At 37.0% G+C, this 25,962-nt stretch carries 33 protein-coding genes; 12 read left to right on the top strand and 21 right to left on the bottom strand.

The genetic code is table 11. From position 1 onward, the window contains the following. Nucleotides 1–30 precede the first annotated feature (30 nt). Both ACRXC1_RS04025 and ACRXC1_RS04020 read right to left on the bottom strand, forming a co-directional pair. On the bottom strand, nucleotides 31–783 hold the full coding sequence (locus ACRXC1_RS04025) for a response regulator transcription factor (protein ID WP_392856771.1): 753 nt from the start codon (nucleotides 781–783) through the stop codon (nucleotides 31–33). Next, nucleotides 780–1,424, bottom strand: coding sequence for a hypothetical protein (locus tag ACRXC1_RS04020; RefSeq protein ID WP_433656668.1), 645 nt, complete (start codon nucleotides 1,422–1,424; stop codon nucleotides 780–782). The genes ACRXC1_RS04025 and ACRXC1_RS04020 overlap by 4 nt, the downstream gene beginning before the upstream one ends. A 169-nt stretch (nucleotides 1,425–1,593) precedes the next feature. Between ACRXC1_RS04020 and cmoA the strand changes: the two genes are divergently transcribed. Genes cmoA through ACRXC1_RS04005 form a run of 3 tightly spaced genes read left to right on the top strand, consistent with a single transcriptional unit; the run spans nucleotide 1,594 to nucleotide 3,663 of the window. Further along, nucleotides 1,594–2,346 carry a carboxy-S-adenosyl-L-methionine synthase CmoA gene (gene cmoA, locus ACRXC1_RS04015; protein ID WP_433656666.1) on the top strand — a complete coding sequence of 251 codons (753 nt, stop codon included), beginning with the start codon at nucleotides 1,594–1,596 and terminating at the stop codon, nucleotides 2,344–2,346. A 7-nt stretch (nucleotides 2,347–2,353) separates the two neighbouring features. Beyond that, nucleotides 2,354–3,283: a tRNA 5-methoxyuridine(34)/uridine 5-oxyacetic acid(34) synthase CmoB gene (cmoB, locus tag ACRXC1_RS04010; protein ID WP_433656664.1), complete on the top strand. Its 930-nt coding sequence runs from the start codon at nucleotides 2,354–2,356 to the stop codon at nucleotides 3,281–3,283. Then, a complete protein-coding gene (locus tag ACRXC1_RS04005; RefSeq protein WP_392911524.1) occupies nucleotides 3,283–3,663 on the top strand; it encodes a YbaN family protein in 381 nt (126 codons plus the stop codon). The genes cmoB and ACRXC1_RS04005 overlap by 1 nt, the downstream gene beginning before the upstream one ends. Here the strand turns inward: ACRXC1_RS04005 and ACRXC1_RS04000 are convergent. The 4 genes from ACRXC1_RS04000 to ACRXC1_RS03985 all read right to left on the bottom strand — a co-directional run bounded on the left by ACRXC1_RS04000 (nucleotide 3,658) and on the right by ACRXC1_RS03985 (nucleotide 7,479). Further along, a complete protein-coding gene (locus ACRXC1_RS04000; protein ID WP_433656661.1) occupies nucleotides 3,658–4,317 on the bottom strand; it encodes a Type 1 glutamine amidotransferase-like domain-containing protein in 660 nt (219 codons plus the stop codon). The genes ACRXC1_RS04005 and ACRXC1_RS04000 overlap by 6 nt on opposite strands. Nucleotides 4,318–4,320: 3 nt before the next feature. Continuing rightward, nucleotides 4,321–6,180, bottom strand: coding sequence for a hypothetical protein (locus ACRXC1_RS03995; protein ID WP_433656659.1), 1,860 nt, complete (start codon nucleotides 6,178–6,180; stop codon nucleotides 4,321–4,323). Nucleotides 6,181–6,277: 97 nt separating this feature from the next. After that, entirely contained in the window at nucleotides 6,278–6,835 is a 558-nt protein-coding gene (locus tag ACRXC1_RS03990) for a peptidylprolyl isomerase (RefSeq protein ID WP_392856785.1), read from the bottom strand. Beyond that, nucleotides 6,832–7,479 (bottom strand): 2-hydroxychromene-2-carboxylate isomerase, encoded by a 648-nt coding sequence (locus tag ACRXC1_RS03985; protein ID WP_392911518.1) that lies wholly within the window; start codon nucleotides 7,477–7,479, stop codon nucleotides 6,832–6,834. The genes ACRXC1_RS03990 and ACRXC1_RS03985 overlap by 4 nt, the downstream gene beginning before the upstream one ends. A gap of 522 nt (nucleotides 7,480–8,001) precedes the next feature. On the opposite strand from ACRXC1_RS03985, the gene ACRXC1_RS03980 reads away from it, so the two are divergent. Both ACRXC1_RS03980 and ACRXC1_RS03975 read left to right on the top strand, forming a co-directional pair. Beyond that, nucleotides 8,002–8,940 (top strand): HD-GYP domain-containing protein, encoded by a 939-nt coding sequence (locus ACRXC1_RS03980; RefSeq protein ID WP_433656657.1) that lies wholly within the window; start codon nucleotides 8,002–8,004, stop codon nucleotides 8,938–8,940. Beyond that, nucleotides 8,924–9,244, top strand: a complete 321-nt coding sequence (locus tag ACRXC1_RS03975) for a hypothetical protein (protein WP_433656655.1) — start codon at nucleotides 8,924–8,926, stop codon at nucleotides 9,242–9,244. The genes ACRXC1_RS03980 and ACRXC1_RS03975 overlap by 17 nt, the downstream gene beginning before the upstream one ends. On the opposite strand, the gene ACRXC1_RS03970 is transcribed toward ACRXC1_RS03975, so the two are convergent. Together ACRXC1_RS03970 and ACRXC1_RS03965 are read right to left on the bottom strand one after the other, a co-directional pair. Next, entirely contained in the window at nucleotides 9,227–9,640 is a 414-nt protein-coding gene (locus ACRXC1_RS03970) for a hypothetical protein (protein ID WP_433656653.1), read from the bottom strand. The two genes, ACRXC1_RS03975 and ACRXC1_RS03970, sit on opposite strands and share 18 nt — an antisense overlap. A 2-nt stretch (nucleotides 9,641–9,642) precedes the next feature. After that, the gene (locus tag ACRXC1_RS03965) at nucleotides 9,643–10,752 is read right to left on the bottom strand and encodes a ParA family protein (protein ID WP_433656651.1); all 1,110 of its coding nucleotides are present in this window, start codon (nucleotides 10,750–10,752) and stop codon (nucleotides 9,643–9,645) included. Between the two features lie 104 nt (nucleotides 10,753–10,856). On the opposite strand from ACRXC1_RS03965, the gene ACRXC1_RS03960 reads away from it, so the two are divergent. Then, entirely contained in the window at nucleotides 10,857–11,393 is a 537-nt protein-coding gene (locus tag ACRXC1_RS03960; RefSeq protein WP_433656649.1) for an N-acetyltransferase family protein, read from the top strand. Nucleotides 11,394–11,400: 7 nt separating this feature from the next. On the opposite strand, the gene serS is transcribed toward ACRXC1_RS03960, so the two are convergent. Next, complete coding sequence (gene serS, locus ACRXC1_RS03955) at nucleotides 11,401–12,681, bottom strand: serine--tRNA ligase (protein ID WP_392911508.1); 1,281 nt, start codon at nucleotides 12,679–12,681, stop codon at nucleotides 11,401–11,403. Between the two features lie 91 nt (nucleotides 12,682–12,772). Here serS and ACRXC1_RS03950 point away from each other — a divergent pair, with 91 nt between their 5' ends. Further along, nucleotides 12,773–12,979, top strand: coding sequence for a hypothetical protein (locus tag ACRXC1_RS03950; protein ID WP_021266340.1), 207 nt, complete (start codon nucleotides 12,773–12,775; stop codon nucleotides 12,977–12,979). On the opposite strand, the gene lgt is transcribed toward ACRXC1_RS03950, so the two are convergent. From lgt to ACRXC1_RS03935, 3 genes are read right to left on the bottom strand one after another with little or no spacing between them, the layout of a single operon-like run. Continuing rightward, nucleotides 12,936–13,733, bottom strand: a complete 798-nt coding sequence (gene lgt, locus ACRXC1_RS03945) for a prolipoprotein diacylglyceryl transferase (protein WP_392911506.1) — start codon at nucleotides 13,731–13,733, stop codon at nucleotides 12,936–12,938. The genes ACRXC1_RS03950 and lgt overlap by 44 nt on opposite strands. Next, nucleotides 13,733–14,200 carry a DUF2489 domain-containing protein gene (locus ACRXC1_RS03940; RefSeq protein ID WP_392856806.1) on the bottom strand — a complete coding sequence of 156 codons (468 nt, stop codon included), beginning with the start codon at nucleotides 14,198–14,200 and terminating at the stop codon, nucleotides 13,733–13,735. Before ACRXC1_RS03940 ends, lgt begins: the two co-directional genes overlap by 1 nt. 22 nt (nucleotides 14,201–14,222) lie before the next feature. Then, nucleotides 14,223–15,122 (bottom strand): radical SAM protein, encoded by a 900-nt coding sequence (locus ACRXC1_RS03935; protein ID WP_433656645.1) that lies wholly within the window; start codon nucleotides 15,120–15,122, stop codon nucleotides 14,223–14,225. A gap of 29 nt (nucleotides 15,123–15,151) precedes the next feature. On the opposite strand from ACRXC1_RS03935, the gene ACRXC1_RS03930 reads away from it, so the two are divergent. Beyond that, entirely contained in the window at nucleotides 15,152–15,454 is a 303-nt protein-coding gene (locus tag ACRXC1_RS03930; RefSeq protein WP_392911502.1) for a hypothetical protein, read from the top strand. Between the two features lie 6 nt (nucleotides 15,455–15,460). Then, complete coding sequence (locus ACRXC1_RS03925) at nucleotides 15,461–16,285, top strand: RluA family pseudouridine synthase (protein WP_392911500.1); 825 nt, start codon at nucleotides 15,461–15,463, stop codon at nucleotides 16,283–16,285. Here ACRXC1_RS03925 and ACRXC1_RS03920 read toward each other — a convergent pair. From ACRXC1_RS03920 to ACRXC1_RS03910, 3 genes are all read right to left on the bottom strand, one after another. Beyond that, the gene (locus tag ACRXC1_RS03920) at nucleotides 16,282–16,500 is read right to left on the bottom strand and encodes a hypothetical protein (protein WP_392911498.1); all 219 of its coding nucleotides are present in this window, start codon (nucleotides 16,498–16,500) and stop codon (nucleotides 16,282–16,284) included. The genes ACRXC1_RS03925 and ACRXC1_RS03920 overlap by 4 nt on opposite strands. A gap of 50 nt (nucleotides 16,501–16,550) precedes the next feature. Continuing rightward, entirely contained in the window at nucleotides 16,551–17,096 is a 546-nt protein-coding gene (locus ACRXC1_RS03915) for a YceI family protein (RefSeq protein ID WP_392911496.1), read from the bottom strand. Nucleotides 17,097–17,189: 93 nt separating this feature from the next. Next, nucleotides 17,190–18,209, bottom strand: coding sequence for an ABC transporter ATP-binding protein (locus ACRXC1_RS03910; RefSeq protein ID WP_433656642.1), 1,020 nt, complete (start codon nucleotides 18,207–18,209; stop codon nucleotides 17,190–17,192). A 124-nt stretch (nucleotides 18,210–18,333) separates the two neighbouring features. Here ACRXC1_RS03910 and ACRXC1_RS03905 point away from each other — a divergent pair, with 124 nt between their 5' ends. Then, nucleotides 18,334–18,813: a globin domain-containing protein gene (locus tag ACRXC1_RS03905; protein WP_392911492.1), complete on the top strand. Its 480-nt coding sequence runs from the start codon at nucleotides 18,334–18,336 to the stop codon at nucleotides 18,811–18,813. Here ACRXC1_RS03905 and ACRXC1_RS03900 read toward each other — a convergent pair whose 3' ends face one another. Further along, nucleotides 18,814–19,224: a hypothetical protein gene (locus tag ACRXC1_RS03900; protein WP_392911490.1), complete on the bottom strand. Its 411-nt coding sequence runs from the start codon at nucleotides 19,222–19,224 to the stop codon at nucleotides 18,814–18,816. A 64-nt stretch (nucleotides 19,225–19,288) separates the two neighbouring features. Here ACRXC1_RS03900 and ACRXC1_RS03895 point away from each other — a divergent pair, with 64 nt between their 5' ends. Next, nucleotides 19,289–19,639 carry a hypothetical protein gene (locus ACRXC1_RS03895; RefSeq protein WP_433656639.1) on the top strand — a complete coding sequence of 117 codons (351 nt, stop codon included), beginning with the start codon at nucleotides 19,289–19,291 and terminating at the stop codon, nucleotides 19,637–19,639. Nucleotides 19,640–19,646: 7 nt separating this feature from the next. Here the strand turns inward: ACRXC1_RS03895 and ACRXC1_RS03890 are convergent, their stop codons facing one another. Further along, nucleotides 19,647–19,943: a hypothetical protein gene (locus ACRXC1_RS03890; RefSeq protein ID WP_392911486.1), complete on the bottom strand. Its 297-nt coding sequence runs from the start codon at nucleotides 19,941–19,943 to the stop codon at nucleotides 19,647–19,649. Nucleotides 19,944–20,054: 111 nt separating this feature from the next. Here ACRXC1_RS03890 and ACRXC1_RS03885 point away from each other — a divergent pair, with 111 nt between their 5' ends. Next, nucleotides 20,055–20,948 carry a 1,4-dihydroxy-2-naphthoyl-CoA synthase gene (locus tag ACRXC1_RS03885; protein ID WP_021266380.1) on the top strand — a complete coding sequence of 298 codons (894 nt, stop codon included), beginning with the start codon at nucleotides 20,055–20,057 and terminating at the stop codon, nucleotides 20,946–20,948. A 36-nt stretch (nucleotides 20,949–20,984) separates the two neighbouring features. On the opposite strand, the gene ACRXC1_RS03880 is transcribed toward ACRXC1_RS03885, so the two are convergent. The 4 genes from ACRXC1_RS03880 to ACRXC1_RS03865 form a co-directional block, all read right to left on the bottom strand. Then, nucleotides 20,985–23,132, bottom strand: coding sequence for a hypothetical protein (locus ACRXC1_RS03880; RefSeq protein WP_433656637.1), 2,148 nt, complete (start codon nucleotides 23,130–23,132; stop codon nucleotides 20,985–20,987). A gap of 35 nt (nucleotides 23,133–23,167) precedes the next feature. Beyond that, nucleotides 23,168–23,521, bottom strand: a complete 354-nt coding sequence (locus ACRXC1_RS03875; RefSeq protein ID WP_433656635.1) for a hypothetical protein — start codon at nucleotides 23,519–23,521, stop codon at nucleotides 23,168–23,170. Then, nucleotides 23,521–24,951: a beta-Ala-His dipeptidase gene (gene pepD, locus ACRXC1_RS03870; RefSeq protein ID WP_433656633.1), complete on the bottom strand. Its 1,431-nt coding sequence runs from the start codon at nucleotides 24,949–24,951 to the stop codon at nucleotides 23,521–23,523. The genes ACRXC1_RS03875 and pepD overlap by 1 nt, the downstream gene beginning before the upstream one ends. Before the next feature lie 67 nt (nucleotides 24,952–25,018). After that, the gene (locus ACRXC1_RS03865) at nucleotides 25,019–25,912 is read right to left on the bottom strand and encodes a hypothetical protein (RefSeq protein ID WP_392911478.1); all 894 of its coding nucleotides are present in this window, start codon (nucleotides 25,910–25,912) and stop codon (nucleotides 25,019–25,021) included. Nucleotides 25,913–25,962 lie beyond the last annotated feature (50 nt).

Raw genomic sequence — 25,962 nt, 5'->3', positions numbered from 1 at the left:
GTTGTAGAGGCGATTTATAAAAATTAAAAATTATAATGAATTTTCTGATACTGAGTTCTCACTATCTTTACTACTAGATGAAACATTTGATTCATCTGTACTTGCAGCTTTTTCATAAGTATCAGGAATTAGTGACCATTTACCGCCACCTTCTGAACGAATGATATAACCATAGTCATGAAGTTTTCTTCTTAGGTTATATAAGTGAACATCGACAGTTTTTGGGTGAACAGTTGTGTCGCCCCAAACATTATCTAAGATATCATCGCGGCTTACGATACGATGTGGAGAATTAATAAATAATCCCAGAAGTTGTTTTTGCTTACTTGTTAAGTGTTCAACTTCTTTTCCATCGAGAAGCATCGACTTATGTGCAATTGGTTGTACCATTCTTCTTGGACTACCATTAAATACATTCTCGATCTTAACGATTAATTCATTTTTCTTAAATGGTTTCGTTAAGTAATCAAGTGCACCTTCCATAAAACAGAATCTCAGAGCATCGATATCATCAATACTTGAAACAATGATAAATGGAATCACCATTAAGCGTCGATCTTTTGAGTGATTTAGGTACGTCATAAAGTTACCATCATCAAGCATAAGATCTGCAATTATAAGAGCAGGATTCTTTTCTGTGTTAGAAAGAGCCTTTTGAAACTCTTCAATTGAAGTAAAGAATCTTAAGTTGTTGTAGCGGTGAACGAGCGTTTGTTCGTAAACAAAACGACATCCCTCATCATCCTCTAAAATCCAAATTTCCTTGTCCGTTGCCATTGTCATAATTCAAACCTCACCGATAAATTGTTGTCCCCATCAAGAATTTCGTAATCCTTCCCCTTCGCAAGAAAGTTATGAATTCCGATATATCTTCTTAATGATTTTTCGTTTTCGTCACCTAAGTTTAAGATGGAATCTAACTCTTGTCTTAAGTATTTGTTTAATTCTGACTTAATAAAAATTAATTTTCTTAACTCGTCTTTAATTTCTAGGGTGATATGAAATGTCTCTCGGCCTTCTTTTTTTGCGAGAGTCGAAAATAAGTGGGCAAAAGAGAACAAGAGCTCACATAAATCATTGGCCTGAGAACCTTTTACGGTTGAGTCATTTTCAATAGTCCATGTAAGATCGGCAAAGTGTTTCTTTAAGTAGATACGTGCTTGACCGAAGGCCCTTGCTGCAATTTTACTTAAAGGAACATCTTCATCTAAGAAGTATGGCGTCGATTGTTTAAGAAGATTTAGATCATTCTCAAAACGTTCAAGACCTTGGTTTAATTTTTTCACAAAAGGGTTATCTTGATCCTGATCTTGCATTAACTCATCAATACAAAATCTAATCAAATGCATATGCCCCGAGTAATCATGGGATAAAACTCTTAGCGTTTCGTTAAAAGCTTCCCCTCTATCCAATTCGTTATTCATAGAACCTGCGCTGTTATTTCAATATATATTTTGTTTACATACCAATAAAAATTGCTTATTCAAAGGAAAAAATCACGCGTATCAGTAAATCATTGAAATTAAAGAGAAAAGAAGGAGTATTTTTTATACTAGATTGGACAATATCCAAAAGATATTCTAGTTTCGCCACATGGAAAATAAATTTTTAAACGCTGGTGAAGACAAGGTCTTTGCAAAGAAAATAGAAAAAATCTCAGATTTTGAATTCAATCAAGATGTGGCCTCTGTATTTGACGACATGGTGTCACGTAGTATTCCTAATTATCATGAGATTCACAAAATTATCATCGACCTGACAAGACGATTTTATGAGTCAGGAACAGTGTATGATTTTGGATGTTCGACAGGAACAACAATGCTTTTAATGGCCGACTACTTTCGCCAAAACGATAAAGAGCTACCTCAATTTATAGGGATTGATACATCAAGACCGATGCTTGAGAAAGCTGCGCAGAAGCTTAAGTCACACGGCTTACAAGATCATGTTGAGTTACTAGAGGAATCAATTACTGATGTAAAAATCGAAAATGCTGGTATGGCAATTATGAATTATACGCTTCAATTCCTACCAGTCGAAGAACGTCTTGATGTTCTTAAAAATATCTACAATGGCCTAAATGATAATGGCTGCTTTATCTTAGCGGAAAAAATCATCTGCCAAGACGAGCAAATTGATAACCTACTCATTGATCTGTATTACGATTTCAAACGTAGAAATGGTTATAGTGAGATGGAGATTGCCCAAAAGCGAGAGGCCCTCGAAAATGTTCTTAGACCTCTTACTCCACAACAACAACTTAAAATGCTTGATGAAGCAGGATTTAAGAAATCTGAAATGATTTTTAGATGGTATAATTTTGCTTGTTACCTATGTATCAAATAGGAAGAGAATGGATAATTTAGAATACTTAGAAAAATTTGGTAATCGAGTTGATATAGAATCTTTAAGAAAGCTTAAAGGCGAAAAGATTCAAATGTTTCGTACAAAGTACCAAAGAGAATACAAAGAGATCTTCGATATCATTCCTTCTCTAGAAGAAGATTCAAAAGAAACTCTAGAGACGGCAACAAAGCTTATTCCTTGGCGAAAGGGCCCTTTTCAAGTTGGAGAGCTCGACATTGATGCAGAATGGCGTTCCGATAAGAAGTGGCAAAGATTAAAAGAGTCTCTTCCGGACTTGAAAGATAAGGTTGTCTTAGATGTAGGCTGTAACAATGGTTACTATATGTTTGAAATGGCCAAGCAAGATCCAAAACTAGTTATTGGAATTGATCCAGTCCTACATAACCAGGCCCAATTTGAATTTATCAATCATTTTAAGAAAAACGACAATTTAAAATTTGAATTATTTGGAATTGAAGACCTTCCAAATTTTAGATCATTCTTTGATGTTGTCTTCTCGATGGGTGTTCTCTACCATCACCGTCATCCTCTTGAGCAGCTAATCTCAATTAGAGAGTCACTTGTTCCCGGTGGTGAGATGATTATGGAAACAATTGGTATTCCTGGTGAAGAAACGATTTGCCTCTTCCCTGAAGACCGTTATTCAAAGATGAGAAATGTATGGTTTCTACCAACTCTTAGTTGTCTTAAGAATTGGATTAATCGTACAGGCTTTATTGATATGGAAGTTGTTTCTGTTTCAACAACGAACTTTGAAGAGCAAAGACAAACAAAATGGTGTCCACCTCCACATCAATCTCTTGAAGACTTCTTGGACCCAGAAGATAAAACTAAAACAGTTGAAGGCTACCCTGCTCCAGTAAGGTTTTGTATTAGAGCAAAGAAGAAGCCTAATTCACCAATAAAGACTTTTTAATGATTAATAAGAGTAGAAAGGCCATTTACCTAAGCTTTGGAATTGCATTTGTGATTCTTGCCTTTATTGGTATCTTTCTTCCTCTTATTCCTACAACTCCGTTTCTACTACTAAGTGCATACTTCTTTTCGCAAAGTAATGAAAAATACTATCAATGGTTACTGGATCACAAAGTATTTGGTCCAATTATCACAGATTGGAATAAATATGGTGTTGTCAGTGTGAAGTCAAAAATTATTGCCATCTCAATGATCGTAGCACTCTTTTCTTACACTCTAATTTATGTAGATGTTAATCCAACGATTAAAGTCATCGTTTCATTAATTGGAATTGGTGTTATTGTTTTCTTACTGACAAGACCGAGTAAAAGAAAGTTATAATTTATATTTCTGACCTTTTTCAAAAATATAACACTCTCCGTGAACAACAATTTCTTCATCTGTAACCACGAGCCCACTTCCATCTGGACATGCATAAATTGGATAACGAGATAGAATCGAATGTCTCTTTAGTTCGTCATCATAACGTTTTGATTTGCGATAATGTGGAAAGAATTCAAAGTCGATAATATTCATGGCATTAAAGTCAGTTACATTATCTTCATTATCATCGCGATCCCAAGGAGGGAAAGAGGCCGTTAAAATATTGGGAGTTGTGATAATGGCGCCAGCAGAGAGTCCTGTTAGAATTCCCCCTCGCCCTACATACTCAATCAGTTCTTCAAACATTCCACTTTCTTTAAGATGTTTTAGAAAATAAAAGGTATTTCCTCCTCCTAGGTGAATCACATCACTTTGAAGGGCCTCTTCTTTTAGAGTTCGATCAAATTCATGATCAACAGGAAGATGAATAAATCTCTTAAAACCAATTTTCTTATAGGCCATAATTAAATCAATGAATTCTAATTCAGATTCATAAGATCCTGCAGGTATATAAGTTATGCTTGGTGAATCGCTCTTACAAAGCTCAAGAATATGCTCATCAATCTCGACATTATCACAAAAGTCGCCACCACCATATAGTCCAATTTTCATTTGCTATATGCCTTCTCTGTGATCTCTGACTATTTTAAGAAGCTCTTTTACAATTGGCCTTAAATGCTTCTTCTCATTTGCAACACGCTCACTCTTTGGACTGATATTATCAGGGTCGAATGTTTGGTTTTCCCTAAAGTCATGAACCACATTGAAAATCGTTTGTGGATCGAACTTCTTATACTTCTTCATCATTGATTCAACAATGCGAGCGATACTATCCCCTGTTACTCTTTCATACTTATTGATGATTGAAGAGCGCATGACAACTTCTAAAAGTATTTCTTCAAATCTCTTCTTTGATTTCTTTGAAACCAAATTAATTAACTTAATATAAGAATCTTGAAAAGAGTCAATTTTGTTTGCACGGTATGAATTAATCTCTAAGTCAACCTTACTTGCATAACTAGACTTAGCAATATTAATAAACTCATCACGAGTAATCCACTCTCCTCGACTTAATATCATTTGTGGATACTCTCGTAGAATATCGCGCATACTAAAAATTGCATCCCAGCAAATTCCATCACTAACTTCATAAAGTCCAAAGCTAGATTTTGCTTTTTCGAAATAATAAAAAGACCTTTGTAGATCCTCAATCTCTTGAGAGTTTTTTTGAATTAGCCAATCATGATATTTTGGAGAAATACCAATTTTAGAAATCAGATTATATTTCTTTTGAGTCTCAAAAATCTCATCAAATTTTTCGAGATACTCGCTTGTTGCAAACTCTGCAATAGGCTTCTTCTCTTTAGTTTCTAAAAAGTCCACAATCTGTACAAAGGATTGAACAATATACTTGGCCTTATCTTTTTGTTCTTTAATTGTGGTTGAATAGCGCTGGACATCGTCAAAGCGATATTCATGGTGATAGAGTCCAAATTGCCTAATTGAGCCATAGTCGATAATTCCCCCATTCATAAGGATATTATCTCCATCCCAATCCAGCCAACAAAAGATATAATCATCTTCAAAATTTGCCGCAAGCTTTGCAAATACTTCTACTTGCTTCTTTAAAAAATAACGATATCTCGCCTTCGTTGTCTTGGGTACCTTCTGCCAAGCATTATTCATTTTTTGACGATCAATATAATAATTAACAATATCTTTTAAGGCGTTAAAGTTGGCCTGTTTAAGGTGATTAAACATATGAGAAGGCCTGATTAAATTATTATTGGCCCTAACATTGATTGAGATATTATCTTTAAACTTAATAATGGCAAGACACCTCTCCGTCTCATAATTATTCTTTTGCATAACTTCTGAGAACATTAGAGTCGCAAGACCTTCATCAAACTCAGAATAGCCGCAACCGTAAGAGATAGAAGGGTCTCCGGTTTTAAAGTACTTATTTTGGATGTGCGTTGCAGGTGAAAGTTTTGTTGCCCCAGTTCCCTGACTTGAGACGTCCCAAGTAACTCCATTGTGATTGACTGCTCCATTCCAAATCGAGCGGCCATCTCCAGAAGTCTTTCCCTGCTTATTTGGGTGCTGAAGCTGAAGGTAGCGAGTTGCCATATAGCGATTTGGTAAGATTTCATCTTTTGGATATTCAACACCATTTTCAATGTCATATTCATTAATGATCACGATGGAGAATGTATCGAGAATTTTTTGAGCAAGATCTTTTGTAAGGCTATTTTCATGCTCTTCAGGGATTAGCCCCATCTCCTTAGCTAGCTCAAAGTTAAAGTAAGCGACACTTCCCCCGTGCCTCTTTCGTACCTGGTATGTAATAAAGGAATCTTGGCAACTGTCCTGAAGCGGATGCTTGCCATTAATTTGATTAAATTTAGAATAACTTAAATTCGATTTACTAGATAATTTATTACTTGTTTTGCTACTTATCTTTAATGAGCCCATACTCAGATTATATCTTAACTAAAATAGCAAATTCTTCCCTACGAAGAATTTGCTATTTGCGAGCTATATATCTGAGTATTTCTATAAAGTTTAAGGATTAAGGAAGGACGTAAACCTTCTTAATTTCGATATTTGATACTGGAAGGTTTTGAAATGGGCCATTTCTTCCAGTCTTTGATTTCTTGATTCGGTTAACAACGGCCATCCCACTAATAACTTTTCCAAATACTGCGTAACCATATTGTGATGGCGTTGGCCCAGAGTGATCAAGAAAAGTGTTATCTTTTACGTTCACGAAAAATTGTGACGTTGCGGAATTAATAACAGAAGTTCTTGCCATCGCAATTGTTCCAAGAACATTACTTAAACCATTTGTCGCTTCGTTCTTAATTGGCTTTTCTGTCTTCTTCTTTTTAAGGCTTGTATCATATCCTCCACCTTGAATCATGAATCCATCAATTACACGGTGAAAAATAGTTCCATTGTAGAAACCAGAATTAACATAGCTTAAAAAGTTCTTTACTGTCTCAGGTGCCTTTTTATCATAAAGCTTAATTGTGATGTCACCATAATTCGTTTTCATCATAACCTTAGTGTTTGCATGTACACTAAGACCAATTAATAGAATAAAAAGTAGTTTTAATTTCAATTTCATTTTTCTTCCTCGAAGAACTTTTTAAAGTTAACAAATTCTTCGTGTTCATTATAATCTAAAAATTTATTTTTTGCGAGAAAGTCAATATTGTGATTACCCCAATAAAAATCATCGTCAACTTCAAATGTTGGTACACCGAAGACTCCTTTATCAAAGGCACGATTAATATCAAGCTTTAACTCTTTCTTTAAGTTACGATCACTATCTAAACGTTCGTACTCTTCTAGTGTCAAACATTTTTTCGTAATAAACTCTTTAAACTGATTATAGTCATTAAAATCGTGACCGTACTTCCAACCATAATGAAATGTTTCAAGAATGAATGCTGCTTGTTTTAACTTATCATTCTTAAGACCCAGGGCCATTCTTAAGTAAGGTAAAGAGTTAAATGGAAGCATCTTTGGTGACGTTAGTTTTACACCCAAGTGCTCAGCTGTTCTTAAGGCTTCTTTAAATAAGTACAAGGCCTTATTCTTTACTTGCGCAGGTGCGCTCATTTCATTTAAGGCAAAAAGCCTTCCCACCATAACGGGGCAATAATTAATCTCATACTTCTCGGCCAAAAGCCCTGCATCTAGTTGCAACATACTTAGGTATGAATAAGGAGACGTGAAATCAAAATAGAAATTCAAGTTTTTTTTCATTTGGCTACACAATTGTTATTTAAAGTTTGTTTAAATAAAATCACACACTTTTAGTGGTGAATTTTATTTTTCGTATTTTATTATTACTTCTTCTTTTCATTCCAGCAAAAGAAACTCTCGCAACGCAGACAATTGTACAGATTAATAACGAGACTTTCAAAGCTCAAAATCAAAATATTTTTAATTTCGAATATACAAATAAATATGTTTACCTAATGAAGTCTATCTTGTGGATTTAGTAACACTACACAAGTCATTAAGGGTCGATTTAAAACTAGGTGATCAGCTTTGGTACTTTAGGAGAAAAAGGTTCCGGTTTTGGCCACTTCATCATTCCCTCATATTGCGAATTACTTAAGATAAAGTTCACAATTAAGCGAAAACCCATCGGAACTCTTGTGGCACTTTACATTCCTCTCAATAAACACAAGTAGTGCTAAGTCTCTATAGTTGTGTAAATTCTAAATTCACCATAGAATTAAATTAATAGACTTTATTAATAGTTTTAATGAATTAGGATTTATGAATTATTACCCTCTAAGAATCACAACAATTGAAGCAGAAAGCATCATAACGTTTGATTTATATATTTACTTTAAAGAAACCTATCTTAAGTATCAAGAGGCGGGCAGTGCTATCTCACGTGAAAAGCTTGAAAAGTTAAATAAGCAACAAGTTGCAAAGTTCTATATTCTTGAAGAGGATGTTGAAAAATATCAGCAATATATCAGAGAACTTCTTGATTCAAAGCTTCAAGACCTTGACCTACCAATTAAAGAGAAGATTGAAGTTGTTGATGGAGCTTGTAAAACCGCCATCGAACAAACAATGAAGGCACCAGATAAAGAAGAAAATTATCAAATGACTGAGCTTGCTGCTGGCCAGCTAAAAAAAGTTCTCTCTTCAGGGCCAGATGCCTTAAAACAATTCTTTGATAAAAAAACAGTCGATACGAATTTAATTATTGAGCACTCAATGAATGTTGCAACCCTTGCCACTAGACTCGCAATTAGAGCTGGCTGCAATGATACTGAAATTTCAAATATTGCAACGGCAAGCCTACTCCACGACGTTGGAATCACGCGCTTAAATAGTCAGGATCAAGAGCTCTTTAAAAAGAAGAAGGAAGAGTTAGGTGAAGACGAGCAAAGAGTTTATAGCCTACACGTCAAAGATGCAGTCAGTGCTCTAAAAGATAGGCCATGGGTAACAAAAGGAGTTCTCGACCTTATCGTCAATCACGAGGAAGTCAAGGGTGGTTCAGGACCAAATCGTCTAAAGGAATTAAGTCTTCCCATAATGATTATCTCACTAGTAAATACTTACGATAAAATGGTTACCGTGCATAAGATGAATGCAAGAGATGCATTAACTGAATTAACGATGAATCAACTTGATCATTACGAACATGATGTCATTAACAAGTTTAAGGATATATTAATCGATGAAAATATTGTCTAGTATAGCAGTTTTAATTTTTCTACTCACTTCCTGTAATACAAAGGTAGTGGATGAAAATACATGTGATATTGAATCGATGAAGTGCTATCGAGGCTATCCTCATTCTTGTGATTTTATTAAACAGTGTAGTGGAATCAAACATAAATTCACAAAGCAAGTGTGCTCTAATGCCTTTAATGAGCTTTTCAGAGGAGCTAACTCGAAAGATGTTATCGAGAAGTACTCCCCTAAAATTCTTCATTGCTTTAATGAAAAAGAATTTCATAATTTTAATATTGATATGAAATTAAGACCTAAAAATTGAATCCCTTAGCCTCTTAAATAAAGAGCGCTGCATCTTAATGCGATTCTTTGACTTAAGCATATTCTTAGATGAATCTAAATCAACAAACTCTTTCTCACGGTTTTCAATATATTGATTAATTTCTAATTCTTTCTGAGCACTAGTAAAACTCTTTCTAAGCTCTTTTGCATGAAGCTCATTCTTAACAGAAATTTCTCTCGCTCTTTTTACAGCTTGATTGGCCACAGAGCTTTTTTGGGCCTGAAACTTTCCTTCCCAAGGCCTTTGTTGTTTTTCAAGCGTATCTTCAACACTTACATCTGGTGCTACAACTTTTTCAACTGCAACAACAGCAGGAGTAACTTCAACCTTCTTGGCCTGTTTCTTAGCTGTTAAATCATTTAAACCAATGGCCATAATTAAAACCTATTACTTAAATTTCCAAAATTCGCTTGCCCAAGTCCGCCAAAAACTCGCGCCTGATGGCCAGGAAGTTCATTTTGTTCAGACTTTCTTTCATGATAATTTGAAATGGCCTGATGAATTTGTTTGAATAATTCGACCGTGTCTTTTGCAATGGCCTTCCCTGCAGCATGCTCTGCAATCGAAAGATTAAGCGCCATGGCCTCTTCAGCACTTACTGATTCTTTTATACCAACAGTCGTACAACCTGCAACATTTTGATAGTACCAATTTAAGATATCATTACTTAACTTCTTATTTGTCGAATACTTTGTTGGAACAAAGATTGATTCAAAATCTAATCTCATCTCATCCTTAAATTCTTTTAAGAAGTGAGAGAATACCCTGAAGTTTCTAAAATTATTAATCTTACACTCTAGAGGCGAAATCAGTGCATCACTGGCCACAAGAGCATTAGTCGTTAGCTTATTCCAATTAGGAGAGCAATCCATGATCACAAGATCAAAATGTTCTTTAAGCGGATCAATCACTCTTTCTTTTAACCAAAACTCGCGACGGTTAATATTATTTAATGAGTCGTTAAGAGCTACTAGCTCAGGAGTCTCTGGAATAATAAATAAATTAGGCATTCCTAGTTGAACGATTACTTCATCGAGAGTTGCCTCTCCAGAGAAGTAATCACAAAGGCCTTTAGTTTGATCTAGTTTTTGAATAAGCTCATCGAGGCTTCCACTATCATCAGACTCAGTATCGTAACCAAGAGATGTCGTCACATCGCCTTGAATATCAAGCCCAACCACACATACTCGCTGTCCATGAAGGGCAGCTGTACGAGCTAGATTTAGAGCAAGAGTTGATTTAAGAACTCCACCTTTTGTCGTGAAAACACAAACTGAAGTCGACTTTTCAAACTTCTTGAAATATCCAACTTGTTCGCCAATTTTTGGAAGTAAATTTACTGGCCAACCTTTTCTAAAGATTGCACCACTTCTGTACTTACGAGAAGCAGGAATTTGCCCTGCAGATTCAAGATCTTGAATTTCAAATTTTAAATTTGGGTCACCATATATATCGGCCACTTTTTTAAGTGGGTAGAAATTATCCATTATTAAGTCTCCTCCATAAGTACTTTACTTATAATTTTACGCATTTAGTGGAGGCTGTGTCAAAAAATTCATACTCTCAAATGAAGCTGTGATACTATTTCAGTGTGGAAGCTTTAGCTCTAGACCATATTTACGATTTTGCAGGCCATAAAGCACAGATTCGTGAAATCGGCCCTCTTGATAAGAAGATGCTACTTGAAGGTATCCATGAAATGGAACCAAAGTCCATCTATCACCGTTTCTTTGGTGCAAAGAAGGGACTAACAGCAAAAGAGCTAATCAATCTCACTGAGTATGATAAGAGGTTTCACTACGCTATCGGAGTCGCGACTATCACAAGCCCTTCTCATCCAATGGGTGTTGCAAGATTCGATATTCAACGAGACAATCCAGCTATTGCAGAGTTTGCCATTACAATCATTGATAAATACCAAGGTATTGGTATTGGTAAAGAGTTACTAAGTTTATTAATTCTTGAGGCGAGATCTCGAGGAGTAAGGATCCTGAAGGGTGAGATGCTTAGTACAAATACGCAAATGATAGGCTTGGCCCAATCCATGACAAAGACGCATGGATGTGAGCTCAAGTTATCACGAAGTGAGCAGGGAGTTCAGACAATAAGCCTGATCCTTCCCTCATAAAATCAACCTATTGGCGGTTACGTCCCTTAAGAACTTCTTTCCCACCCATATATGCTCTTAATTTCTCAGGAACATAAATTGAGCCATCTTCTTGTTGATGATTTTCAATGAAAGGAACAAGAATTCTTGGAGTTGCAACCATCGTGTTATTTAAAGTGAAAACATGTTTAACATTTCCATCTGCATCTCTGTAACGAGTATTTGTTCTTCTTGATTGCCAGTCATGAAGTGCTGAACATGAGTGAGTTTCACGGTACTTCTCTTCACTTGGTACCCAACACTCAATATCGTACATTCTATATTTTCCAGCACCCATATCCCCTGTACATACTTCTAGGATTTGGTATGGAAGCTCAAGGGCCTTACAGAACTCTTCAGCAGCTTCAAGTAGTGACTTGTGCCATTTTTCAGATTCTGCTTCATCGCCTTTACAGATAACGAATTGTTCTGTTTTTTGGAATTGGTGGACACGGATAAGACCTTTTACATCCTTACCATAACTTCCCGCTTCTCCTCTAAAACATGGAGAGAAACCAGCGTAAAGGATAGGAAGATCTGATTCATTAATAATCTCACCACCGTGAAGACTATTTAATTGAACTTCTGCCGTTCCCGAAAGGTAGATATCATGTTCTGGAATATAGTAAGCGTCTTCTCTTCCTGTTGGGAAGTGACCAGTTCCATAAAGAGCATCTTCTCTTGCCATTGATGGCGATGAAACTAATGTGAAGCCTTTTTCCGTTAGCATATCAAGCGCTAGACGGTGCATGGCCATCTCAAGAAGAACCATATCATTTCTAAGAGAATAAGAACGTGACCCACAAACCTTTGCGATATTCTTAAACTCCGCCCATTCATTCATTTCTAAAATTTCAACGTGGTGTCTTGGCGCAAATGAGAAATTTGGTTTCTCACCTTCAACACGACTGACAACGTTTTCACTGTCGTCTTTTCCAACTGGTGCATCTTTTGATGGAACCATTGGAACAACATACATAAGTGCCTTAAATTTTTCTTCAAGTTCACTAATTTCTGGATTCATTTCCTTAAGCTCGTTGGCAATTTCTTTACCTTCAGCAATAAGTTTTGGCCTTTCTTCGTTAGATGCTTTTGGGATTAATTTCGAGTGAGCATTTCTCTTCTCTTGTAAATCCTGTTGTTTCGTCTTTAGCTCAGAGAGTTTAGAGTCAATTGAAAGAAGTTCATCAAGATCAAGACCAACTCGCTTGTTCGCAATTACATCCTTCATTAAATCAACATTTTCTCTGATAAATTTGATATCTAACACTATGCACTCCAGTTTATTTTTATAGTTGTTAGAATAACCTAAAACCACTAAAATTGACACTCTAAATTGCTTTAAAATCAGGGAGTTACTCATGGCATCATGTCGTTATTGTGGAAAAGAAATTACTTGGATGAAAGATGGGCGTAAAAACGTTCCAGTTGAAGGTGACGGTGCCGTCCACAAGTGTGAGAATATGATTAATGCTCGTAAGAGTTTTCGTAAGATCACGCCAACTGAGGTTGATCCAGAGTTACTTAAGCAGTACGAGAATGCGATAAACGAGAAGGCCAAAAAATAATTGCCACTCCAATGAGTATCATCGCAAAACAGTAGAATTGCCCCACAGAAAAGAGGTTAAAGAAAAGCCCGATTTGTGGATCAGGAGTTCGAAAGAACTCAACAATGAAACGACCAATTCCATAGATGATAAGAAAAAGGCCAGAGTTTAAAGCTGGTCTTTTTAAATTCTTTTTCAAAATAAATAAAATCAGAAATAAGACTAATCCTTCAAGAAAGGCTTCATAGAGTTGTGAAGGATGGCGAGGATTAGAATCATATAATCTTGGAAAGATGACGGCCCAGGGAACATCTGAAACTCTTCCGGCCAGCTCACCATTAATAAAATTAGCAATTCGACCAAACATAATGCCCGGTCCAACACATGTTAGAACAATATCTGTTAAGGCAAAGAATTTTAGGCCATGCTTTTTAGCGTAGTAATAGGTCCATAGTGCGCCACCTATAAGGGCACCGTGAAAGCTCATTCCACCCTGCCAAAAATAGAGAATGCGCTTTAAGTCCGCAGCATAGTAACTAAAATTATAAAAGAAGATGTAAAAGAGTTTTCCACCGGCAAGCATGACAAAGAAGCCAGCAAAGAGATAGTTTAAATAATGATGAAAAGAGACACTTAGCCCTTCCCTTTTAATGAGGTATTTACCTAAATATAGTGTCCAGAAGTAGCCAAAGAAATAGGCCAGCCAATACCACGCAATCTTAACACCCAAAAAATCGATAGCAATTGGATTAAGATTGTGGACATAGTAGTGCATTAATTAACCATAAGATTTGTTATTAGCTTATTACATTCAATAGTTAAATTATCCATGTGTTTGTCTTCAATGGCAAATCGCTCCTTATCTTGTGAGAAGCGCTCTTGCTTTGATAGGTCTTTGCGGGCCTGATGTGTTGGAAAGTGCTTAATCTCCTCATACATCGAAAAGATAATTGGATACTCTTCATTCTCAACAAAGTCCACGCGGTCAATAAGCATTCTTAAGCGGATACAAGCTTCACTCGCCTCACATTGTTTTTGTACAAAAGCACGAGCAATTGTAATAAGGCTGTCACGAACAAAGGCCTGCCTTTCTTTCTCTTTTGCTTCCATCTTGTCATGTTCGGCGATACGCTTTTTCGTCTCTTGCTTAAGCTTGATATAGAAGAAGCCTACTCCCATTGAAAGGATGAATACTAAAACTGATAGAATGATAAATGCGATATTATACTGTTGTTGAGTCATGGCCAATTTATACTGCGAATTCCTACATATGTGAAGGTTTTGGTGGATATGTTCCTTCAGGTGCTTCAACAAACCATTGCTTAACCTGTTGAATTATCGTGTCTTGGTCTTGAGGAAGACTCCCTCCAATTGGATACATATTTGAGACATGATTAATCCTAAGTAAAATTTCTCGAGAAGCTTGAATGCCAGATAAGATATCGTGCATCTCCCCTAGAATCTCTTTAGTAGTCAGCATTTCAAAGCCACGCTGTACCATTCGGTAATACGGAGTTCCTTCAACGGCCATTGTCGTAAGAAAAGAAAGATAATCTGGAGAGATCTCAGATAGAACGCGGGCCGTCTCTTTCACATGAGTCTCAGTATGCTTCTTCCCACCTAGTCCAAGCATAGCAATTACCGATAACTTCATGCCGGCATCCATAACTTTCTTGGACCCATCAATCATATCTTGGGCGGTATTTCCCTTAACTGTCATATGAAGGACTTTGTCACAACCTGATTCCATACCAAGGTAAGCAATCCCAAGCCCTGCTTCTTTTAAGAAATGTAGTTCCTCTTCAGACTTATCCAGCATATTCTGGGCAGTTGCATAGACGCCAACACGAATCTCTCCAAATTCCTCACGAATGGCCAAAAGACTCTTATAAAGGTCCTCTGTCGGCGCACCAAGGGCATCACCATCACATAAAAATACTTTAGATGGGCGCATATCAAAGCGGCGATAATAGGCTGCGGCCTTCTTTATATCCTCGATTACATCAACGCTGTTTCTCTCTTTATAGGTCTTGGAACGATACATATTGCAATATGTACATTTATTATTGGAGCAACCAATGGTTTGTTGTATAAGAAGAGAGCGTCCTTCAGAAGGAGGACGGAAAACAGGTTCGTGATATTTTATCGGAAAGTCATAAAACATGGCGCTACCTTAGTTGATTTGGATTATTTATGAAAGAATATATCATTGAATCATATGCAGAGAAATACCTAGTGACTCTAAATAATGAGGCACAGTTCAATATTCTATGTGATTCTCACTCGATAGCTCACCACTTGGCCCTATCTCTAAATTTAGGAACAATGGAGACACCAATTCAAAGCCCTGAACTTTTCACTCTAATTGGAAATGTTCGCGGCGTAAAAACTTACACCCTATCTCTTGTTTCACCAAACCTTAGAGTTGATGAAGAAGCCGATATTAATGACTGTTGCCAAAGTGGATGCAGCGGTTGTCCTTATTTTAATGGATAATAATTTATGAAAAAATTTAGTGTAACGGCGAAAGCCTATTCAGATACAACCGCAGCAGACCTACTAGCAGAAAAATGTGCAAAGGCAGGAATTGAGCTATCAAAGATAAAAATCAAAAACCTTATGAAACAAGGTGCTTGTTGGACGAAGTCTGCTAAGCCAGAGAGAATTCGTAAGGCCAAGTATGAAATTAAACGCGGCCAAACGATCAAGCTCTACGTTGACCCAAATATTACAGAATTTGATATGAGCACTGTTGAGTGTCTACACGAAACTCACCACTACGGAGTTTACTTCAAGCCAGCAGGACTTCTTTGCCAAGGAACAAAGTATGGTGATGAATACACGATCATAAGAGAAATTCACAAGCGTACAGGACGAGAACCATTTCTTATCCACCGCCTTGATAAAGAAACGGCCGGTGTTATGATGATTGCTTACACAAAGAAAGCGGCCCGCGCTTTTTCTGAACAAATCAAGAATCATAAAATTCAAAAAACATATCAGGCCGAAGTTAAAGGTAAGCCAGAAAAGGCCAAGCGCCTTGAAAGTGTAATCGACGGGAAAAATGCCATTTTAGAATACGAAGTTAAGAAGTATCTTGAAAAGTCGGCCCTTGTTGAAGTCAATCTTATTACAGGACGTAAACACCAGATTAGAATTCAATTCACAGAATTAGGTTTTCCAGTCATGGGTGATCCACGTTACGGGAAAGGAAATGTGAACGATACTGGCCTTGCCCTTATCGCATCTAAACTTGTTTTTGATGATCCTTGGAGAAGTGGGAATCTTGTCACTATCGAATTACCTCAAGATAAGAGGCTATTCTAATTAGGTTTCTTATAATCTTTTAAGTCGATATTCTTAACCTTAAGATTTAATTCTTTTGCAATTGATTTCTTAATCAGTTCATTCTTATAATCGACAATAGGGTTCTTGCTACGACGATTAATTGGGAATAAGTATTGGTCTTTTTCAAAGAATGCGATTTCGATTTTTCCGGCTTTCATACGCCAAAACTTAGCATAGAATAAACTTACGTGCATCTATTACTTAATTCTTGTGCTACGTGTTCAAGTTCACATGTAATTTCAGCTTATTGAACGTTGAATTCTAAATCAACTTTGTCGTGAATAACCTTGTCTGCCACAGTGCCCAATAAAGTTGATCGATACTTGATGCCAAATTTTGTCCGATCAAAGCTAACTTTCCCCGTGGCATTTTTGCCATCGTAATTCATATTAAAAGTTAGAGGACGAGTTACCTTTTTGATTTTAAAGTCTGCCACAACCTTATATTTATTCTTTGCGATTTTTGTAATTGATTTCGTTACCATGGTCGCTATTGGATATTTTTCAATTTCAAAGAAGTCACTTTCACGAAGGTGGTTTTGTAACTTATCCTTCCACTCCCCTTCAAGATCTCGAACATCAATTGTATTCATCTGAACAGTGAAAGTTCCTTTAACTGGCTCACCCTTATCATCGTGTTCAATTGTTCCTTTTAAAAATTTGACATGGCCCCAGTGCTGTCCACCAACTTTACTTGCGTGCCATTTTAGGAAACTCTTATCGGTATCAATTTCTCTAGCGAATGCAAGAATAGAAAGTAAGATACAAAAACCGATAATTAATAACTTCATTCTCTTTCCTCCAACGATACCACAACGACAATATTTGTAAGTATTCTAAGAGAAAACGGGGTGCGCCAATAATTAAGTTTTGGTAAAAATTAGTTAAACAGGCAGAAGAAAGGCATTCTCAAGATCGATGGCAAGTTTTACTTGCGAACCAACACTCACCTTAGATGAGTCGGCCATTTGGAATCTTAGAACCTTGGCATTCATGGTTGCAACTTCAATGAAATCATATTCACCATGTCTGATAATTGCCTTCACTCGTCCTTTTAGATGTCCACCTTCCTCAACTATTTTTAGGAATTTTGGACGAAAGGCCAAGTAGACAAATTGGTTATTTGTTTTAAGATTATCGATTAATTCAAATTGTCCAAAGTCATTTTTTACGACAACCTTGTCACCACTTCTCTCAACAATAGGGCCAGCAACGAGATTAATCATCCCACCAAAGCGAGCAGCATCAATTGACAGTGGCCTATCATAGAAGTCCTGAGGTTTTTGATAAGTTTGGAGTTTAGCACCACTAAGATAAATAATACGATCGCTTAATGAATACGCTTCTTTTAAATTGTGAGTGACAAAAACTAATGAGATTTCATTTTCTTTAAAGATTTCAAAGATTTCATGACATAGTGTTGCCTTTAGAAATTCATCGATATTTGAAAAGGGTTCATCTAGTAAAAGTACATCTGGTGCAATGACCATTGAGCGAGCAAAGAGAAGTCTTTGTAATTGTCCGGCCGAAAGTTGATCTAACGTTTTGTGATCTTTATATTCAAGGCCAAAAATTTCAATCATATCTCGGACGCGATTTGTATCGGCACTTGGCTCGTGAGCAAGTAAATGACTTTCAATATTTTCAAAAACCGTTAAGTCCCAGTTGAGGTTATCAATGCCTGAGACCATTTCAATTTTAAGATCATCAGATTTTTCGACCTCACCACTTAGTGGCGTTAACTTTCCAGTTAGGATATTGAATAAAGTCGTCTTCCCTGTTCCAGAAGGACCAAGAAGAGTTAAGACCTCACCCTTTCTAAGATCGAAAGAGATTTTATCAAACTGACAAATTGATTTTTGATCAAAATTATAAGTTAAATTATTTACAGCTAAAACTTTCATTAACCCTAGACTCTCCTAAGAGGGACAATCTGTAAATACGGGGTTTGGAGAGAATTTAGAAAATCTTAATTCAAAAGAAGTTATATTGCCCACGAAGAGTAAATTATAGCGCTTAGGAGAAATTATGAGCTTTGATAAGGAATTAGTTACTGAATCATTTAGGAGAATTGAGCCTAATCTAAAAAACTTTACAAATGCCTTTTTTGACAATGTCATTATTCTTGAACCAGGCATGCAAAAAGTTTTCGCTCACATGGACCGCGAACAATTGAAAGCATCTTTTATTAGGGCCCTTAGTATCACAATCAATAATTTAAAAAATCCTGAGTATTTAAAATACTACCTTCAAGGACTAGGAGGGAATCAGATCAAGTACGAAGTCTCTGAGACTTACTTTCCTATTTTCGAAGAAGCTTTTATCCAAACACTTATGCTCTTTCATATGAACACCTGGAGTCCCAAGCTAGAAAAGGCTTGGCGTGAGTGCTTCTACTATGTAGCTGAATATATTTCTGACGGAATGGTAGATGCGACCCTACGTCGAGAATTTGAAGAGTTTATAGAAAATAAAGAGCGAGTGGAGTCCTTTAAAAAGGCTGCCTAATTATTTTCTAAGTAGTTTCGACTTAATGATTAAGTAGTCACTTCCTTCTTTCCAAGACTCAGTGACCTCAACTTCGTCTTCTGCGACAAAGTAAAAGCGTAGAGAAAAGCCATCTTCTTTAGAGTAAATCGTTAACTCGTCGTTATTGATGAGCCCAGAGACTTCCCCTTTATAGTAAAGGAGTGGCCCTTTTACATCAAAGACAGAGTATGGGTATTCGGCACTAAGGCCATTACAGTTGTAGCCACCTTCTTGAATTTTAAACTTTTTTCCATCATAGAATAATCGAAAATAAACTTCCGAACATTCTTGAGTTGTCTTAGGAGTTTTAACAGCTCCTATGCCCAGCCACTTGCCACCGATACTAGCAAAAGTTATTTGAGTAAATAATAAGAGTGAGATTAATTTCATGGTTTAATTATCTCTATCCCTTGCCCTATAGTCAAAAACCAACTAGTTAAATATAATGATTTCTATGAATAAACTTTTCATTACTTCTTTTTCGATATTACTAATTGCTTGTGGTGGCCCAAAGAAATTTCTAGGGCAAGAACAAGGAAGCCTCTATTCTTCAGAGAGCTTAAAGAGAAACCCAAGTGATGGCAAAGAAGTTGCTCTTAAGGCCCGAATACATAAGAAGCTAAAAAATAACTTCTACCTTGTTAAAGATGACTACGGCCTCATTCTCGTCAAAATTCGCTCAAGCCTTCTTGGACTTGATACAGACTATAATTATCAAACCCTTTTTCTTATGAAGGGTGAAACAGATAACGAGTCAAAGCACTTCTATGTAGAGATAGAAGAGATTGAAAAGGTTAAACCTTAGTCGACCTCTAGTTCTCTGAGCGACAAATGTCATTTCCGTAGCGACGACACTCACCATCAGATGCTCGAGACTCACAATATGGAGTACAGCTCGCATTGATGCCACAGAAATCTTCTCGATACCTACGACATTCCCCATCTGAAGTTCTGGCCGCACAGTGAGCAACACACTGCCACTGGCGATCCTGCGGAGGTCTGCCATCTTCGCTACAGAAATAGCGAGTCCCATCGATGACTACAGTTACCTCAGCTCTAGCACTGAGTCCTAAAAAGAATAAAAATGTAATTAGAATTAGATTTTTCATCTTATCATTAAGCCATAATACCGGTATTTTGTTTAGACCTACTGCACACAAAGTTATGAATGACACTTTAGCTCAGGCATTTTATATTGAGCGAAAACAAAAGGAGATCACATGGTTTCAGATATTTTTGACCCAAGTGCTTGGAAAGAAGTAGAAGGCTTCGATTTCAAGGACATTACATACCACCGCGCTGTTGACCAAGGGACAGTAAGAATTGCATTCAACCGCCCAGAATGTCGCAACGCATTTAGACCTCAAACAGTAGATGAGCTCTATCGCGCCCTTGATCACGCCAGAATGTGGAGTGATGTTGGTGTTGTTCTTATCACTGGTAACGGGCCATCGCCAAAAGACGGTGGATGGGCATTCTGTTCAGGTGGAGATCAAAGAATTCGTGGAAAAGATGGATACAAATATGTTGATGGTGATGGAACTCCTGATCCAGCAAAACTTGGAAGACTACACATCCTAGAAGTACAGCGATTAATTCGCTTTATGCCTAAAGTTGTTGTTGCTGTTGTTCCAGGTTGGGCCGTTGGTGGAGGACACTCTCTTCACGTTGTTTGTGATATGACCATTGCTTCAAAAGAACATGCTATCTTTAAGCAAACAGATCCAGATGTTGCTTCTTTCGACTCTGGTTATGGTTCTGCATATCTTGCACGCCAATGTGGACAAAAACGTGCTCGTGAAATTTTCTTCTGTGGTTTTAACTACAGTGCCGAAGAAGCTTTCCAAATGGGTATGGTAAATAAAGTTGTTCCTCATGCTGATCTTGAAAAAGTTGCGCTTGAGTGGGCAAAAGAGATGAACTCTAAATCTCCAACAGCAATGCGTATGCTTAAGTTTGGATTCAATCTTCTTGATGATGGTTTAGTTGGTCAGCAACTATTTGCTGGTGAAGCAACGAGACTTGCTTATGGGACTCCTGAGGCACAAGAAGGACGTGACGCATTTGTTGAAAAGCGCGAAAAAGACTTCTCTCAATTTCCTTGGCATTACTAATGATATAACGGGGGCCTCCATGCCCCCTCGATCTCTCTACTTCCATGAGAAAATAATTGATAAATACTCTTTCGTTGCATTCTGACCTCGATCATAAATAGTTACCCCGACTTGATAATTTCCATCAAGGTCGTACTTTCTATTAAAAAAATTCTCTTTAAGGATATTCGACACAGTAAATTCATCAATCGTTTTACGATCGATAATTTCTTCTTCATTTTCTTTAGAGAAGACAACTTGATAAAGAGTGTATTTGTAAAATAATTTATCATCACTTACACAATTATCATCGGCATCTTTAAAGTGGAATTTTGGTAATTGTTTTCTAAATAATGGTGAATAATCGATCTGTTCGACCTGGACTTCATCAGGAGGAGTGAAATCAAATCTTATGGGATTTGTTTCAATGATAATTGATTTTCTATTTTTCTTATCAACAGACTGAAAGTAGACCTGTACTTCCTCGCATTCTTTATAGCCCAATCTAAGTAATTCATGGCCATCGAGAAGTAACTGATTAGTATTTTGTGGTAACTTCTTCCACTCTACTTGAATATAACTATTCTTTGAATAGTAACCATAATAAATATCATTAATCTCAGACTTATACGGATACTTCCAAAAAAAACCTAGTGGTGATACTTTAGAGCCCCAACCAGGAACGGGTGATTCTTGTAAAAACTGATAAGGAAAAGCTACCGCATAATTATAGTTAACATCAATTAGCTGCTTGGCCCCTTGATAATTTTCAAATAAGTTAACCTCGAAGATTTCATATTGATTTATTCCTGCCATTTGTGAAGATGTCACCTCAATTGAGTATTTCCCATTTACACACTTGTCCTGTTCAACATTTTCATTACTCAGATCAAGCAAGCGAACAGAGGTTCCTTGAGAACATGCCCCCTCAATTGTATGATTCATACTATGCACAGAAATTTCTTTTGGAGCGAGTCGAGTATAGTCAGAAGAAATATAGTCAAAAGATGTTGAGAAATTATTAGTTTTATAGTCGATATAAAAATCATTGCACTCGGCAAAAACTGTCGTCTCTCCCTCTAGATCATACTCTTCGGGGTAGATAATGAAGACACCATCATCTTGTCTTAGTGGAATATTGTGGCCATCCCGCAGAATATTCTCAGACTTCTTAGTATAGAGCCTCACATTTCCATTTATATAAGTTCTACCACAAGTCCCACTGATTACATGTCTACCTCTAGCACTCTCATCATACTTACCACTGGGAGAAAAAAAATGTGGAGAGGTTTCAACTGTTTTATAATAATAAAAGAGCATTCGTAGATTTGAACGATAATCTCCTTTCACCCCTTCAACAGGAACTTGATAAAGGAGACGGTCAGGACTTTTTCGAGGTTCTAGACTAAGCTTATAACTGAAGTTGCCATTACGACAATTAACAATATTTCCATCGATACTGACTTGATCAAAGCCTTTGCAACTTCCTGTCACCTCTAGCGTGTCACTAAGTGCCCCAACAATTGACTCACTTAAAAAAATCGAATGGTCATCATTTCTAAACTTAATCTTCTTAATAGTCATTTCAGAGCTATTACCATAGGCATCCACCTGATTGATAAAAAGATAAGTCTCCATTGTTTCTGCATTTACTTTTGAAAAGTAGATCGGGGTAAGAAAGATCCCATTTGAGCACGACACTGCTTTGACAAAATCTTCAATATAACTTCCACGAATAAAGACAGTTCCCTTTAATTGACAACGTCCAGAGACGTAAATAGTACGCCCATAGAAGTAGCCTTCCATTGGTGTATCAACAATTACTTTCCCTGGCCTACGAGTGACAACACTTGGAATCATCACAATAGATGAGTATCCATCTTGAGTAACGAAGACATCTTGATGACCGACAACATCAGCTTGGTAGTATAAAACTTTTCGATATTTCTCATTTCGACATTCAGTGGATAAATGTTGGTCTTTAACTAGATTATTAGAAAAGAAGCTAACAGGAATACCATCTGAGCACTCCCCTTCAATAACGATCCTTTGTCCATTTAATCTTCTTGAGACAAGACGTGCTGTTAAATCACCTTTGGCAACTTGGAGATTGGTACTAACAGAGCTAATCGTACGACTGCGTTTTTGACAACCTTCGAGGATAAAGATGAAGATAAGAATGGTGTAAATATATTTATATTCCACACCATTCTTATCGAGATTAAGATATTTTTACGCAGTTAAAATTGATTAAAAAATGCCGTTAAAACTAAAACGATAATTAAGTTAGCAAAGAAGATAATATCCCTAAGCCCAACAGATAGATTTAACGCCTTAACAATCTCACTCTTTGAAGGAGACTTACCATTTTTCATTTGAAGCTGCTTAAAGAGTTTTGACTCTACCTTTTTTTTAAAGTGATCATCTTTAAAAAATGCAACTCTAAGCCCAATAATAAGACAAACAAAGTATAGCCAAAGATTAGAAATCCCTAAATCCTTAGCAAAGAGATATGTAATGATCATTGGAATTTGAACAACGATCAAATAGACAAAGAGAGTTGAAATATTATTTTGTAGGCCAATCGCTAGCATTACATAAGCCTCTTGATAACTTCTAAGAATAGAAGCCACGTCTTTTCAACTGATGAAATAGAAACTTGTTCATCTGGCGAGTGTGCCCCTGTTATCGTCGGTCCAAAGCTTATGATATCGACATCAGGCATGGCCTTTGAAAGAATTCCACATTCAAGACCTGCGTGAATTGAAGAAATCTTCGGGGCCTGACCTCTTAAGTCTTTAAAAGCTTCACCAGTAACTGAAAGAATTTTAGATTCTGGATTTGGCTTCCAACCAGGATATGCACCTTCAAGAATAGCATTAGAATTAAGTTCGCTTTGAGCTGAAATCATTTCCTGAGCAAAGCTATCTCTTGCTTCTTCACTAGCACTACGAATAAGATTTGCCATGCTAAATTTTCCCGCTTCAAGAGTGATCACACCTAAGTTTGTCGATGTTTCAACAACGCCTTCAAAGTGCTCATCCCACGCTTTCACACCGTGGTGACAATTACTAATTGCAGATAGTACAAGCTTAGAATCTTCTATTGAAAGGGCCTTTGCCTCTTCACTAATTGACGATAACTCAAACTTTAGGCCAGCTTCAGCATCTTGATTCTTCTCCCATAGAGATTCAAAATTACCACGAATTTTGAGAAGGCTTTCTTCACTTGTATAAAAGTCGACAAAGGCTTCCCTAGCAATAGCGTTTCTTAAAGACCCACCTTTAATCGAAACAAGTTGAATATCATCAACTCCAGCAAAAACTTCTGGAATAAGCTTATTAGCATTTAAGCGTCCACGGTGAATATCAATTCCCGAGTGTCCACCCTTTAAACCTTTAATAGCAACTCTTTGATGGACTCCATTTGCTTGGCCCTCACCAAATTCTTTTTCAAAGATAAGATCAACACCACCGGCACAACCAATGATAAGCTCATCTTCCTCTTCAGTATCGAGGTTGAGCATAATCTTTCCATCAAAGTGATCGCCTTTTAGGCCAATTGCTCCGTGCATTCCAGCTTCTTCACAGGCCGTAAAAACACATTCGAGAGGCGGATGTGGGATATCCTTACTTTCAAGAAGCCCCATTGCAAACGCACAACCGATACCATTGTCGGCACCAAGAGTTGTTCCATTAGCACGTACCCAATCTCCATCGATAAAAGTTGTAATTGGATCCTTTTTAAAATTATGAGGGTTGCCTTCGTTCTTTTGAGCGACCATATCAAGGTGACCTTGAAGAATGACTGGCGCTGAGTTTTCACCCCCCAGTTGTCCTGGCTTCTTTATAATGACATTATTTACTTCATCACGATAAGTTTCTAAGCCTAAACTCTTCCCAAATAAGAGAAGTAGAGTTTGTACCGCTTCTTCGTGATAACTAGGTCTTGGAGTATCTAGTAGTTTTTGAAAGTTAGACCAAACATATTTTGGACTTAATTGTTCGACACGTGATTGCTTCATAAAATAACCTACTTGTTATGTTTTTTAACAATCTACTATGAAGATCAATTTTAGAAAAGCCCAAATGCTATGCGGCCTCTTCACCTGCTTCCTCCTCAGAACTAGGAAAGTGAGGAAACTTAGGATGATTCTGTGCTTCTTCAATTAGGTATTTATCCACAATATGAGGACGCCAACTTAGGTAAACACCATCATATTTATCGAGGGAGAGGTTTTCATTGAAGTGAGGACTACGCTTAACATCCATATGGTAGATATCGATACTCCCCTCTTTTTCAAAGTAATTTCTGAGATTTGCTCCACGCGAAAGATAGAGCTTGCGAACTGTTGAGTCCTTCCCAGAGGATTCAATATTTAAAATAATATTATAGTGGCGATAATCAACGGCAAGGTTAATCGAGTTACACTTTAGATCTGGTTTATAGTCATATCTCTTACAATCACTTGTTCCTAAGTTATGAATGAGTAAGACATTTTCAAAGATCGCCCCACCATGCTTTTGAGCGGCACGCGCTCGAGACTTAGAAATCGTAATGGAGGCGGCTCCTTTATATCGCAAAAAGTCAAAATCAATCCCGGCCACAAAACCAGGACGTAGGACGTCATTTAACAATAATGTAAAATCGCTTTCATCTGACATTGCCACCATATGGGAGAGCTTAGAAGTACTAACAGATAAGTAACGCTTCTGGCCGTAGATATTTTTAAGCTCAACGATTGCCTTTGTGCCAGCGTAGACCTCAATCCAATTGACCTGCTTTCTCGTTTGCAGTGGGATATCACCAAAGATTCCTGAGTCTGGGCCTCCCATGAGAACATTACAACCCAATTCCTTCATTAGTGCCTTTGAAAAGTGTTGAATATAAGACTTATGGACATTGATATACTCCAAAAGTTCTTCTTTAAAGAAGATTTGTTCACACAACTTTTCTAATTCCAATTCGAATTCTTGCTTTTTCATAGTCTGCCTATCGACTGTCCAACGATATGCAGTGAGTTAAAAAAAGTTAA

The organism is Halobacteriovorax sp. GFR8, assembly GCF_050955245.1.
Taxonomy (GTDB): domain Bacteria; phylum Bdellovibrionota; class Bacteriovoracia; order Bacteriovoracales; family Bacteriovoracaceae; genus Halobacteriovorax_A.
This window is presented reverse-complemented; position numbering and strand designations above follow the sequence as displayed.